The following is a 14,018-nucleotide window of genomic DNA, read 5'->3' as shown; positions in this document are numbered from 1 at the left end:
CATACATCTATCATTATAACTACAAACGATTCCAAAAACGACTCAATCATCGAGCTCCGATCGAATATCGAATTTCGATGGCTGCATAGTCTTTTTTACAGTTGTCTACTTGACGGGGATAAGTCCAGTAGGGTGGTACCCCTAGTATGTAAGTCTTTTAAGTCGGGGTATCCTAAATTACGTATACATAATAGACTACATAATTGCGTCAATGAAGTATGAGCTATGTTTTGACTTAACCAAATACATAGGGCCACTAAATCTTGTGCGCGGTATGTATTTTTTGTTTAACAAATTCTACATTTTTAGCTAATTGCTCTAAAGCATCAGGTGACATATATCGTTGCAACTCTTTAGAAAACAAATCTAGTTCATCAATAATAGATAAGTTCATATCAAAAACGCCATCCTTTCCTATGATGCTATAGAAAGGGTAGCGTATTTTTTCATTTTAGGGGAAGTATGTTTTGTTAGCTTAATAGCAATAGAGGCTACCCTACTGAGTACAGTTTAACCCGAAGTAGCCCCTTTTCTAAATAATCATTATTGAATAACAGAATAAAATTATCATAATACCTTTTTCTAAAAAAGATATATAGGTATCACTGAATCACAGATCTTCTAATCTGCACACGCGTATCATGTATAACTGTCAATGATTTAGAAAAATGCTGGCTAAATTCCCATCTATACCATATTTCTCTATGTACTTACGTAATCTCCCTTGTTTATAAGCAATTATATGATGTGCTCTATTAGCTATGCCAAATTGTATTTGGATTGTCATCGATTGCATTACTAGCTAGATCACACACTTGGCTTTCATTATTTTCTTGGATCATACGAAGCTACTGGTTTAACGGGTTTAGCATCCGTCGCTTCCCATATAGGGGAAGTTAATGTTGGATATCTCAAAGCTTCTACTTTTTTTCTTGTTTCTTGTGATGCTTTCAGTCCCCATTGATCAAAAAATGGAACTACATTTTGTTTCGCTACTTTCGATGTATTGAAAATAAATGCTTGTATTTCATCTTCATCAGTTTCTGGAAGTTTATCTTTTGGTAACTCTCGATATAGTTTGTGAAGGTTCGGATAAAAATCTTCTCCATATGCTAAATGAAGTTGCCAAAACATAACAAGTTTCACAAACAAGTCATCAATATCTTTATACTCTTTATCTGCTTGTTTTAAGTATGCAAAGGCTCTATCATAGTCCCCTTCTTTTTCTAACCGTGTTGGTTGATTCGGGAATAATTGTTTTTGTGCAGCTAAGGAATATATATTAACAGTGACTTCAGTCATTCCATTCGAAGCCCACGTCCAAGGGTTTTGTTGCCTTGTGTGTCCTGCTTCATGCATTTGTCCCCATCCAAATTCATTTACATTTAAAGCACTTTTAATTGCGTCATAAGCAGTAGTAAATACGACTCCATCCCGACCTGCATACATGTACATGCCCGGTGGGTTGTTAGGGTTCTCTACAAAAGCCCAAAGACGGCGAGTTGAACGATGTAACGGATTAGAACTTGTTTCAGAAAGTCCCGATATTTTATCTTGCGCTCGAATCATTTCATCGTATTTTTCTAATAGGGGAACAGGATCTTGACCCACAATATATTTCTTGGCACTATCACGAGTAACAGTAAGTACTGCTTTCTTTGACTTTAATTGAACGGCATGTGCATCTGGATACTTGTCCATCATAGCAATCCAGTCTTCTTTCGTATGCTTCCCTAATTCAAAGAATGGAACAGGGCTCCCCCCTTGTGTTACTTTCACCCTAACAGTTCCTTTCCCTTCACAGTTATCAAACCCTAATAAACCACCGTTTGGAGAGGAGATGGTGTTAGAACCCGGAGAAAGACGAAATGCTTTTCCCCCTGCTTTATCATATTCATTTGTCCCAATAGTTGCTCCAAGCTTTTCTAATCCTGATAGTCCCGACACTTCAATTGTGACTTGCTCATTCGGTTTTACATAAATTCCTGTTGGCACATAGTTTCGTTGCTCACTTCTTCTTTCTCTTGCTGCTTCACCCATATAATGTCCTGTACTTGGAAGTTCAAACTTTCTCTCTTCATATTGTGCCTGGGTTTGTGTAGTTTCAGCATGAATGTTCAAACTATTTACAGTCATAGATGTAAATAATGTCGTTGTCAAAACAGCAGATGCCATAAATACTTTCATTGGTTTTTGTAATTTACGATTCTTTCTTCTATTCATATAAGTCAGTCCTTTCATTCAAATCCGTTCTAATGTTCATACGAAACGCCGATTCCCTCACTATCCCTTTACATCCTTTTATATAGTTAAAACAATAATAATTCCTCTTACTATGACTAATTCTTAAATTTACTTATCTCCCCTCTCTTATTTCATACATGTAAAAATTATACCTATATGTAATTTTGAAGGGGAGTATCTGGCCGCGTATAGAAACGATCATGACTTTTTCCCACCGCATCAAAAGGAGAAAGCAAGTGCAGATCATATTGTATTCTGCATAGTAGGTATGTCGAAAAATTAAAATGGATTTATATGGCTGTTACTTCCATTAAAACATTATAGACTTTGAGTGTACACCACTAATCTAGTATATGGTAATTCTAAATTAAACACTGTACATATATTATTAAATCTTAAAAATCACAACAAAAAGTATTTTAATATAGTTTAATCCCATTAAACAAACTCATTATAATCTGATAAACTGACTGGAAATAAACTTTTTTTATATAAATACAAATAGAAAAAATGATTTGAAAGCCCCTTTGTTTTAGGGGGCGCGAGCAGCTGGCCATACATAGAAGCAGTAGGGGCCTTTCCCTGCCACAGGAGTAGTTTAAAACAGCAAGTGCATGTCATGTTTTGTTCTGCATAGCAGCGACTTATATGTTGAAAAGCTAAAATTGATTTTATATAAATTAAACGTTTTAAACGATTCACTTAAAAATGTTTGTAAAATAATAAAATTACATTCTACATTCCATTACCTAATACGCAAATATGTAAAATTGCATATTTTATAGTTAGTATAGGGGCACCTTACATGCCCATCAATTTAAGAAATGGGAAAAAATAAACTTTCGTTCATCAGGGGTTCAACCGAGATATACACGTTATCTTAACTAAGAAATTTGAAAAACGAATTTAAAAGGGCCCTTACGTTGAATACATGTACTTAACGCAAGAGAAGATTATGTAAAATGACAATAAAGTTATTTCATTTTAAAACCTAAAACACGTATAACCCCGTTCTGATTTTAAGACGGGGTTAAAATAAAGTTGTTTCTGTAGTGCTTAAAGAAATGACTGGGTTCTGTTGCAAAGTTTTCTAAATGAATTTACACTCTAGAAAAAAGGGAACGAGGAGAATCACACATACGATATTTTAAGGGGAAACAGTTCAAGAAAGATATTATTTTGGTAGCCGTCGGCTACTACTGTCGTTTTTCTTTAAGCTATCGTGATGTCTCTGAAATTTTAAAAGAACGTGGAATCTCAGTTTACCCGACAACTATCATGCGATGGGTTCATGAATATGGTAATCTTATTTATCAAATCTGGAAAAAGAAAAACAAGTCTTCTCAATCATCCTGGCACTTGGATGAAACCTATATTAAAGTCAAGGGAGAATGGTGTTATTTATATCGTGCCATTGATACCGATGGTCATACACTGGACTTTCACCTTCGAAAAACACGCGATCATCAGGCTGCGTATGTTTTTATGAAAAGATTAGTGAAACATTTTGGAGAACCGACGGTTTTCACAACAGATCAAGCACCGGCATTACTGTGTGCATTCAAAAAATTAAAGGAACAAGGCTTTTATAAACGTACAACTCATTGTACAGTCAAACATTTGAACAATCTCATCGAACAAGACCAAAGACATGTAAAAAGGCGTTTTGCCAAATCTGCAGGATTTCAAAGTATTCGTCATGCTTCACGTACCTTGAAAGGCATCGAAACCATTCATGCCCTCTATAAACAAAAACGAAGTTTACAACAACCAAACTTCGTTTTTTCAACGTATAATGAATTACAACAATTACTAACGATTGCATAAAATCCATCTGCAATCATACCAACTTTTTATCTGTCAAGAAACTTTGCAACAGAACCCTTTTTACAAACGGTTAGACTTTGTTTTAAACGTTACAACTTGCTTTTAAAATCATCCTAATATAAATTAAAAGAAAACTGTCTAAAAAAGGGAAAATGTATTTTTTTAGGGAGTTGATGTTTAAAGAACTAAATAAAAAGCTTTGCGAGATCTTTCGCAAAGCTTTTGTAATAGTACGTATTATAATAGTAGTTTTCGTATTTCTTCTGTCCTTAGACCAGTGAATTTCGCAATGTCTTCTAATGGCATACCATTTTTATGCATACCACGAATTAATTGAATTTCCCCCTCTTCACGAGCATGAGCTAGCTTAGCTTGTTCATCTAGAAGTAACTTTTCACGAGCTTCATAAGCTGTTCGGAAAGAAGAGTCATGACTCATATTTTCCCACTTATTCATCGCCTTTTGTAAAATTGGATCTTGATTCATTGCAATCTCCTCCAATGTTTGAGTTAAATGTTCATCTTCATGTGCTGGTAGTAATAACATCCAGCGAACAAATGCATTTTCCCATGGATTTACTTTTTCTTCACGCCATTGTTTGACCAATTTTGGAATTTCAACAAAATGAATTTCAATATCATCACTTAGTATCTGTTTCTTTTTGGGATTCCATAATTGTCCTATGGTGTGAAATGAATCATCCTGGGAGAATAATATAAAATCTAATAAGTTAATGGTAATTGTTTTCCGAAGTGAACGATACGGCATCCCTTCTTGCATTTGGGATGTATAGAGTTTACTCCAGTAATATAAAGATCGCTTCACCATATCATGTGTGTTGCGAAGCTGTATTTCTATATTCACTTGCGTTCCGTTGTCTAATGTTGCTAATAAATCTAAAATGGATAACTTATCATCTTCATAAGCCTTATGAAGATGCGGGTCTTCTAATTGTAGATATGCAATAGGTGCATCTAAAGATTCCTCTAAAATAGCATTCAAAAAGCCAGTTAAAATTTCTTCGTTTCCCTTCGTTCCGAATAACTGTTTAAAAGCGAAATCAATTCGTAAATTTACTAATTTTGTGGACATGGGTTTCCTCTCCCTGTCTTTCTTTTCTTCTTATTATTTTATAATGTAATTCTTTATATAAGCAAATGCTACTTTTACCATTGTAGCTCCAATTCATCACAGTAAACATCTAACTCCGTAAAACAGTTTTGTAAATCCGCTTCAAAATCGATTTCACGAATTATGCTATCTACTTTTTTTTCTAAATCTGAAATTGTGTTGTAAGGAACATAAAATATATATTCTCCTGAACGTTGTTCCATATTATATTGTGATATAAGGAAGGATTCGATATTCTTTCGAGCTTTCTCCTTTCCTCGTACAAATTTATTATTATTTTCCACACGTAACAACATACGAATAGTGGCTGTTTGTTCTTTAGTTTGTTCGTATTTTTCGGTTTGCTTATTTTTTCGTATATATCGGTAGAGTGTAGCTTGACTAATACCTGTCATGTTTACAATTTCTTGGATGCTATATTCTTTAGAATCATATAACTTCAATGCTCTCTGAATGAAACTATCCTTAACACGAGGGCGTCCACCTACTCTTCCCCTTGCTCTTGCACTTACAAGACCTTCTTGTGTTCGTTGAGCAATTAAGTCTCTTTCAAATTGGCTGAATGCTTGAAATACTGTTAACATCAATTTTCCTTGAGGTGTATTAGTATCAAATTGTTCTTTGATACTAATTAACTTAACTTCCTTATTCTCAAAAAAATCAACAAGTTCAATTAAATCTTTGGTACTTCTTCCTAATCTAGAAAAGCTTTCAACGACTAATGTATCACCAGGCCTAATTTTATCTTTTAATCGAGTTAGTTCTGGACGATCACTTTTCGTACCTGTTATTTTTTCAGTTAAAATTTCAGTACAGTTATAATTTTGAAGCATGTCTAGTTGACGAATCAAATCTTGTTGTTGGGTACTTACCCTTGCATAACCATAAATGTATGAATTCATGAAATCACCTAACCTTTATACGATAATTTTATCATAAAGGGACGTTAAAGTTAATTTGATTTTGACAATAGTTTTGATAACGAAGTTAAGCGATTTATACGATTAATATTTTGGTTATTTCCATATTATCAAAAACCATCGTTTTTGATACTTGTAAAGTAAGAATTTATGAATGATTCAAAAGGTCTATATGATTTTGAAGTGTTTCAAAATTTCGTCTCGAACTTTTTGACGTACTGCTTTTAATAGAAATTACTCCCCTTCAAAAGGTGTACCTTTTGGGAATATGAAATTTAGGTGGATACTAAATAAAAGTTATTGTACTCGTCTCAATTACCATTAATTCGGAAAAATCTATGTTATTATATATTTGTAATTATCGAAATAATAAGGAAGAAGGGGTTGTTGTGGAAACAAAGCTTATGCAAACAGAGAAGAAAATTGATTCGAAATCTCTTTTAGCTTTAGGATTATTAATTATTTCTGGAATTTTATATCAATGTATCGCATTTATAGCGGGTAATATACCTGAATTATTAACAAATATTTTTGAAGCTTCATGGAATCTTGTATTATGTGGAATTATAGGATACTATTTTTTAGGGAAAATATCTTTAGAGCAATTCAAGCATTTTAAATTTAAGACATTACTCTGGGGTTTACCATTAACAATTATCGTTGGCATGGGTTTAGGCGCAATATATGGCTATATTTTTGAACCTCCAACTACAAATTCTGTTGCTCAAGTAATAAGTGTTTCGATGATTTTAATCCGTGTACCATTTATGTTAATGGGTGAAGAATTGCTATGTACTAACACAATCATCGCATTACAAAAATTAGGATTAAAATTTGGTACAGCATCAATAATATGTAGTGTTCTGTTTGCTTTGTGGCATATTCCTGCTTATGGTTTCGTACCAATGCAATTATTGATAACTATAGTCCCTGTTAGGTTATTACTGAATTATATATGGAAAAATTCAAAGAGCGTTTGGGTAAGTTGGATTTGCCACCTTGCTTACGACATTGTTGGATTTTTGCCAATGCTTTTTAAATAAAAAAATAACTTTACTTATAAGTAACAAACAATAACATAAAACAAAAAAGAACCTTAGGGTTCTTTTTTTACTTATTCTTATTCAGAACATGTAGGGATAGCACCACATCGCTATCAAGCTAATAAAATGAAGTCATGTATTTTCACTATTGGACTCCTATTTTTGGAACCATAACTTTGCCACAGACAGAAAGAACTATAACCTTGCCGGAACGGCTTGTTTATAGACTAGCTGTTGCTTATCACAAAATGCGTCCAAATTGTGTCTAAACGTACAATTTTCTTTTTTTGATATGGTGAGGCCTCAAAGGGAATTCCATCCAGTTTGACTTCACAACAAGCAGGCCAATCCCAAGATTAGTAAGAAAAAATCTGTGATATACTAATGAGCAGTAATACGAAATGAACTAACGGGCGGGGATACACATGAAATTGGAGCGATTGCTCTCCATAATCTACAAGCTGCTGAATCACGAAGTTTTGTCTGCCTCCATGCTGGCTGAAGAGTTTCAAGTTTCCCAAAGAACCATCTATCGGGATATCGATGTGATCTGCGCTGCGGGTTTCCCGGTCGTATCGTATCAGGGATCTAATGGCGGATATGGCATGATGGACGGATACAAAATGGATAAAAGCCTGCTCGGTTCTTACGATGTCAATTCTCTGGTTACTGTGCTCAGAAGCCTCTCCACCGTATTTGAAGACAAGCGTGCGCAAGGGACCATCGAAAGACTGCAGACGATTGGACCGGATCATCACGTCATGAGTCTGTCCGTGGACTTGGAAACCCACCGCACGGAGCCCGACGCGCTTCGTCATTTACGTACGTCCATTACCCAACAAAATGTCGTTCGCTTTGATTATATCAATGCTAAGAATGAACGCACGACCCGTGATATGGAACCGCTGAAACTTCATTTTAAATATCGTAATTGGTACATTTATGGGTTTTGTCGAACTCGGCGAGATTATCGGGAGTTCCGACTGTCCCGGTTGATGAACTTGTACGTGACACAGGAAACTTTTCAACCGCATCACGAGGTGCCGGGAGAGGTTGCTTTGTCAAGCAAGGGATGGCAAAATCAGTTGGAGGATGTAGTGATTCGGGTGGGGAAGGAGACTTTGGCGGAAGCGATGGATCAGTTTCACCAGGTTGATAAGCAATTTCATGCCGATGGAAGTATGACGATGCGAATTCCTGTTTATAAGCCATTGAGAGCACGATGGCTCTGGTCCATTCTTCTAAGTTTTGGCAGTGGAGCCGAAATCCTGGAGCCCCTAGAACTACGTGGAATCCTCAAACAACAACTTCAAAATGCGCTCAAACTTTATGAAGATGTATGACAGACTGTTGTCATATATCTTTTTTTATTATAACTATAGGAACAAAATCAAATCTATGAAAAGTCAAAAGGAGACGATACGAATTATGAATCATCCAATAGAAATGTATAACTACCACACATGGGCGAACCAAACGATTCTTGGGAGAATCAAGGAACTCCCGTCCGCTGTGCTGAGTCAAGAAGTGAACAGCTCGTTTCCCACCATCGCCCATGCCCTTAGTCATATCTATGCGGTTGATAAGATGTGGTATCTGGTTTTAACAGGCACTGGAATGCAAGAGGCGCTGCAAGCATGCATACCCTTGAATGAGAGTATTCTGTCTTCTGTAGATGAATACGCTCATAACTTTGCCGAGTTAGCGGAACAATACAGAGAATGGTTCCGAAGCCAGACCGATTTGGAGCAAACCATTCTGCTTGACAATCCATTTGCCAGCATCCGCCAAACACGGTTGTCGGAAATTGTACTGCATGTGGTTAATCACGGGACCTATCACAGAGGCAATGTTTCTACAATGTTGCGTCAGTTGGGCCACGCATCTACCATGAACGACTATTCACTTTTTTGGTATCAGGAATCTACGGAATCAATTTAATCTCTGACGTCGAGAGAGTATGTCGATGATATCCAATGCCGTTTTCTGTACAACGGACAGGAGAACTTCGATATGATGAAATGACACCATCAGTATCTAAATCCTCAGCAGGAACGTATGAAAAATCGTTTTAAATCCTTGGTTAAGGCACTGGATGTTGCTTTGAATTTAATCAATTCAGTCTAAAAAGGTCGATATTTCTGAGAACAGAGAAATCGACCTTTTTACTGCTTGTAAAATGAATATATGTATCCTTACACCCTCTTGCTTATAACTTCAATATTGACTAGAGTCAAAGGTTATATAATGAATATAATTACTTTCCATACTTAGAAAGGAGATGGTTTTATCTATGGAAATTAAAAATCTAATTCCAGTAAAATCGAGAGAAGATTTAAGGGTTTGGCTACAAGAAAATTGTAAAACTGAAAAATTTTGTTGGGTAGTAGTTAGTATGAAGCCAACCCCAGATACATTGCTATATTTGGACGCGGTCGAAGAATCTTTGTGCTTTGGATGGATTGATGGAGTCAAAAAGAAAATATCTGAAACCCAACTGGCGCAGAGACTGTCTCCTAGAAGCAAAAAAAGTTCATGGACTGAATTGAATAAAGAACGTGTCCGCCGCCTCGAAAAGTTGGGGTTAATGAGAGACGAGGGAAGAAGGGTACTTCCTGATATGGATTACGATTCTTTTAGAATAGATAGGGTTATAGAGGAAAAGCTAAAAGAGGACGGGCAAGTATATGAGAATTTTTTGGCATTTCCAGCTCTTTATAAAAGAATTCGGATTGACACGATACAAAGCAATAAAAATCAGCCAGAATTATTTAAGAGTAGATTAGACAAATTTATAACAAACACTAAAGGAAATAAAATGTACGGTCAATGGAATGATAATGGACGCCTACTAGATTATTAAGATGCGCTAAATCGAATAGCGATGAATTGTTTGTTAAGTTGGTGCTATAAGTGAGCGTTAATGGCCCACCCCCTATCGGCTGAACCCTATATCTATGAAACATTGAATTCTCAAGTCTATAAAGGTGATCTTGATTATTTTATTTTTAATGTATTTTCGAGGTGTTTTTTAGGCATACGGCAACAAATTTTTCTTTTTTGAGCCACTCGGCAATTTTCATAGTTTTTAAGGCATTTTACTATACCGAATACGAAAAAACTATAAAAATGGGATTATAAAGTACACTTATCTTCAGTGGCTCCAAAAGTAAAGAATCGTTGCCGTATACCATCTTTCCCTTAACGTAAAGAGAATAGGTTGATTTGTGTCTAAAATGTGTCTAAACGTACAATTTTCTTTTTTTGATATGGTGCCCCCCATGCCCATCAACTTAAGAACGGAAACAAAATGAACTTTCGTTCAAATAAACTACAACACTCTTAAAACACTTTTTATTCTTAAAAATGGGCATGCCAAATAAACCTAGGTAGGTATCATTTTTAAAGATTATGCAGTTTTCTTTTGTTTTCTAAGTCCACTATACTCATAGACAACACCCATAATATCGAAGACTGTTTTCTTCTCATATCGATGAGATTTCCGCCCATTTTTCTGTAATAGGTGGAATAGACGGATTAGAATCTTTGTTATTTCTTGGGTGTCTTTCTGTATAGCTTGATACAAAAGATATAGATAATCTTGGATCATTCCTATCGCTTTATATTCGCTTAATTCTCTTTTCTTCTTTTGCAAAAGAAGTTGGCGCATTTTAAACATAGTAGAGGAGCAAAGGAAAATAGCGATTAGCTTTCCATATAATTGACACTCTAATCGTTCCTGTTTTACATTACGATAATGGTCTATTTTGAAGAGTGATTTCCACGTTTTAAAGACAATCTCTATTTGCCAACGCAAAGTATATAACTCATGTACCTGTTCCATCGGAACCCATCCCCAAGGTGTATTCGTCACGTACACGTTTAATCCCGCTACCATTTTACTTTTCTCCGAGTACGATCTATTTTGGGATTTTTCTTTTTCCGAAATTTTCGCTCGTCGTTTTTGAAGTTGTTTTTCTGTTAATCGATTAAAAATAACACGTGCAAACAGTTGTTGTTTATCACCAATATAAGCATTTTTTAATTCCAATGTTTCTCCAGGTTGTGGTTGGTTTAAAATTTGTTTCACATCGATTTGTATGTATTCCGATTGTTTCTTCATTGCACCATTTTTAAAGTATTCTGGGTCTGGATTTTCCACATATACATTCGTATTTAATTTCAAACGAGAAATATAGTATGTACCGCGTTGATCCATTTGATCTAAGTCTTCCAATGAAAAATAACCCAAATCACGAATACATAAATCTCCTGGTTGTAAGGTATCTAAGCACTCCGTACCAAATGTTTTGTCATTATTTTTTCCTGGTCCAACTTGAAAGTTAAGAAATTCCCCACTGTGTAGATCATATTCTAATTGGATTTTGATTCCAGCTTTTTGAGCACATCCTCCAGATCCTGGATATACATTCTCTAAAGCATTTGGCACTTGAAATACGGTGGCATCTAGGATACGAATTCGTTGGAAATAAGAGAAGAAATGGTTAGAAATTTGCGTTTGTTCACATATTTTTTGTTGTAACAGTAAAGAAAAAATATGTTGTAAAAACAAAACTGCTTTAGCATTTAAACGTTTATTTAAGCCCTCAGGGCTGAGTAAAGTACCAGTGGCTGCATGAAGCCTGCTATATAATCGGACTAAGGAATCACTTGCCACCTGTTGACTAATCCAAATACACATAGTAGCTAAGTCTGAGCCAGAAAACTTACGTTTTCTCTTTATAAATCCAACTTCCCTTGCAAGTTTTTCTAAAAATACAGGTGTAACATATCGTTGTAATTCTTCCGCAAATGGCTGTAGTTCACCTTGAATCGAGAGATTCATGAAAAAACGTCATCCGTTCTAATTTGGCTTGCTTAGAAAGGATAACGTTAATGGGCATTTGAGGGGATTAAAACCTCTTGAGTTAATGGGCATGTAAGGTGACCCCTTATTCCAGAGATGCTAACGAGTTTATTGAACAAGAAAAAAGGACTACCCTAGCGTCCCATTTTCACCAAAGACCCATTTACTTTAAACTATTGCACCCTTTGTATATCAACTATGATTTAACTTTCAAGTCTTTTTTTAAATAATAATGCTCAAAGTCTCTTCCTACATTATCTATACTGCCAAACACTTGATAACCATTCTTTTTATAAAAATCTAACGCTTGAAAACTTAAGGTATCTACTTTTATGAAATCGCATTTTTTATCTAAAGCAATTTTCTCTAGCTCTAATAATAATTTAGCCCCATACCCAGAGTGTCGAATGTCCTCATCTAATATAACAGTATAAATTTCCAGCCAATTCCAACATACCGCACTTAGTATTCCACCACGAACCTTGCCCTTTTCATCCTTAAGGAATAAATTGATTTCTTCATATCTACCACCCAAATCTTTTGGGAAATGCTTTAAATTGAACCTGTAAAGTTCATCGTCAATATATTGTTTATCGTTTTTATTTAATTCTTTACTAATATGTAGTGTCATTCAAAATCCCCCTCGTTCTCTCATCACTTAATACTCCATAACCCTCGTGGAAATCCTTTCTTTTCTTCGGCTAACCTGCACCCTTAACTCACATAAAGATTGCCAGAAATGAACAGAAGAAATTTTCGTTATGGTGGCACTTTAAAATGTTAGCTTAATAGCCATGGGATGGTACTCAAAATAACAACCAGAAAAAAACTCTATACAGAGGCCTTTTTTCCTGGTATTTTTTTTGTAAATTGATATAAAGCGATTGCTCCTAAAATAACAAGTATTCCTTCAGGAACATCTAATAATACTGTTTTCCATGTTTCTGAAATTAATAATTCATTACCTGTAGAGTCTTTATAATATACTTCTATATAGCCAATAGTAAACTGAATTACAGATAAAGAGACAAATAACCACAAACCAAGTCGAATTCCTTTTTTATTTTTAAACATATAACACCTCTTTAAATTAAATAAACACAATATTAAAATTATTATATTAAATATCCATTTTTCTGTCAATTATATTTGTAACTTGTCTAATTAGCGTACCATCCCATCATTATCAAGCTAAAAAGAACGGGTTACTTCAAAACAATAAAAACGAGCATAATGCACAAAATTCCGCTCTGGGAGTAGTTGTATTTTCTTAGCTTGATGGCGGTGTGACGCTCCCCCATAATGAATATATTGTTTGATTGTTAGTATTTTCTATAGGAAATGAATCCAATCGAATGTTGTTTACGTACAATCATAACAAGAAAAAGAGCATCCTTAACATGTAAGGACGCTCTCTCTTTTATTTAAGAACAGAAGGCGAAGTCTTTTCTAACCATAAAATTCCATCATATTGTTCGATAGGAATCATGATTTCTTCTCGATCTTTGTCCCCCCAGTAACTTGCTGAAGTAGGGGTAAACATCCATGATGTTTCTGGTCGGTTACTTTCTCCCTTTAAGTTTACAAAGACATTTGTACTTCCGACAGTGCTGATTATTTTTTCAACACTTTGTTCTTCATGTTCGGTATGTACAGGAACAACGTTTTTAATGTCAGAATCCCAACTGCTTCCACTATACGCAAATACTCCAATCGTGTACATTTGGTTTTTGATGCTCTGCGGAAGAAAATCCATCATATTAGGACATACAAAATTGTGTTGTTGATACTTGGTATAATCTAATATCATTTTCGAATTTTGTTTTCGAATATGATAATTATGTCCCCATACAATTATTTTTTTATTTTTATATTGCATCTCAGTGAGCCATGCTAAGTTTTGAGCCATTTTTTGATCTCGAACATAATCTGGGAATCCTGCAATGTTAGAAGGGATAATACCTCCTTTTAATTTCATAAAACTAT

13 protein-coding genes and 1 pseudogene are annotated in these 14,018 nt (G+C 35.0%); 6 read left to right on the top strand and 8 right to left on the bottom strand.

What is annotated here, in order from left to right:
* The first annotated feature begins 5 nt into the window (after positions 1-5).
* Positions 6-89, top strand: coding sequence for a hypothetical protein (locus BWGOE10_RS33990; RefSeq protein WP_367890491.1), 84 nt, complete (start codon positions 6-8; stop codon positions 87-89).
* A 99-nt stretch (positions 90-188) separates the two neighbouring features.
* On the opposite strand, the pseudogene BWGOE10_RS29925 reads toward BWGOE10_RS33990, so the two are convergent.
* Both BWGOE10_RS29925 and BWGOE10_RS11840 read right to left on the bottom strand, forming a co-directional pair.
* A pseudogene (locus tag BWGOE10_RS29925) lies at positions 189-394 on the bottom strand (IS4 family transposase); the annotation flags it as partial.
* A 431-nt stretch (positions 395-825) separates the two neighbouring features.
* Positions 826-2,223: a M60 family metallopeptidase gene (locus BWGOE10_RS11840; protein ID WP_070143024.1), complete on the bottom strand. Its 1,398-nt coding sequence runs from the start codon at positions 2,221-2,223 to the stop codon at positions 826-828.
* Positions 2,224-3,381: 1,158 nt separating this feature from the next.
* Here BWGOE10_RS11840 and BWGOE10_RS11835 point away from each other — a divergent pair.
* Complete coding sequence (locus tag BWGOE10_RS11835; protein WP_070143022.1) at positions 3,382-4,071, top strand: IS6 family transposase; 690 nt, start codon at positions 3,382-3,384, stop codon at positions 4,069-4,071.
* Between the two features lie 237 nt (positions 4,072-4,308).
* Here the strand turns inward: BWGOE10_RS11835 and BWGOE10_RS11830 are convergent, their stop codons facing one another.
* Positions 4,309-5,163 (bottom strand): Rpn family recombination-promoting nuclease/putative transposase, encoded by an 855-nt coding sequence (locus BWGOE10_RS11830; protein WP_070143020.1) that lies wholly within the window; start codon positions 5,161-5,163, stop codon positions 4,309-4,311.
* Positions 5,164-5,237: 74 nt separating this feature from the next.
* Complete coding sequence (locus BWGOE10_RS29920; protein ID WP_081338126.1) at positions 5,238-6,104, bottom strand: recombinase family protein; 867 nt, start codon at positions 6,102-6,104, stop codon at positions 5,238-5,240.
* Between the two features lie 407 nt (positions 6,105-6,511).
* Here BWGOE10_RS29920 and BWGOE10_RS11820 point away from each other — a divergent pair, with 407 nt between their 5' ends.
* The 4 genes from BWGOE10_RS11820 to BWGOE10_RS11805 all read left to right on the top strand — a co-directional run bounded on the left by BWGOE10_RS11820 (position 6,512) and on the right by BWGOE10_RS11805 (position 10,028).
* A complete protein-coding gene (locus BWGOE10_RS11820; RefSeq protein ID WP_070143028.1) occupies positions 6,512-7,165 on the top strand; it encodes a CPBP family intramembrane glutamic endopeptidase in 654 nt (217 codons plus the stop codon).
* Positions 7,166-7,590: 425 nt separating this feature from the next.
* Complete coding sequence (locus BWGOE10_RS11815; protein WP_070143018.1) at positions 7,591-8,508, top strand: helix-turn-helix transcriptional regulator; 918 nt, start codon at positions 7,591-7,593, stop codon at positions 8,506-8,508.
* A gap of 85 nt (positions 8,509-8,593) precedes the next feature.
* Positions 8,594-9,106: a DinB family protein gene (locus tag BWGOE10_RS11810; protein WP_070143016.1), complete on the top strand. Its 513-nt coding sequence runs from the start codon at positions 8,594-8,596 to the stop codon at positions 9,104-9,106.
* A 352-nt stretch (positions 9,107-9,458) separates the two neighbouring features.
* Positions 9,459-10,028 carry a YdeI/OmpD-associated family protein gene (locus BWGOE10_RS11805; RefSeq protein WP_070143014.1) on the top strand — a complete coding sequence of 190 codons (570 nt, stop codon included), beginning with the start codon at positions 9,459-9,461 and terminating at the stop codon, positions 10,026-10,028.
* A 546-nt stretch (positions 10,029-10,574) separates the two neighbouring features.
* Here BWGOE10_RS11805 and BWGOE10_RS11800 read toward each other — a convergent pair.
* From BWGOE10_RS11800 to BWGOE10_RS11785, 4 genes are all read right to left on the bottom strand, one after another.
* Positions 10,575-12,011 (bottom strand): IS4 family transposase, encoded by a 1,437-nt coding sequence (locus tag BWGOE10_RS11800; RefSeq protein WP_070143012.1) that lies wholly within the window; start codon positions 12,009-12,011, stop codon positions 10,575-10,577.
* Between the two features lie 217 nt (positions 12,012-12,228).
* Positions 12,229-12,663, bottom strand: coding sequence for a GNAT family N-acetyltransferase (locus BWGOE10_RS11795; protein WP_070143010.1), 435 nt, complete (start codon positions 12,661-12,663; stop codon positions 12,229-12,231).
* Between the two features lie 200 nt (positions 12,664-12,863).
* Positions 12,864-13,106 (bottom strand): DUF3937 family protein, encoded by a 243-nt coding sequence (locus BWGOE10_RS11790; RefSeq protein ID WP_070143008.1) that lies wholly within the window; start codon positions 13,104-13,106, stop codon positions 12,864-12,866.
* A gap of 346 nt (positions 13,107-13,452) precedes the next feature.
* Positions 13,453-14,018: erythromycin esterase family protein (locus BWGOE10_RS11785; RefSeq protein WP_145925685.1), on the bottom strand; the 566-nt coding region annotated here is incomplete at its 5' end.

The sequence above is a fragment of the Bacillus mycoides genome (assembly GCF_001757995.1).
GTDB classification, from domain to species: Bacteria; Bacillota; Bacilli; order Bacillales; family Bacillaceae_G; genus Bacillus_A; species Bacillus_A mycoides_B.
The sequence above is the reverse complement of the archived record's forward strand: the minus strand, read 5'-3'. Positions and strand labels throughout refer to the sequence as shown.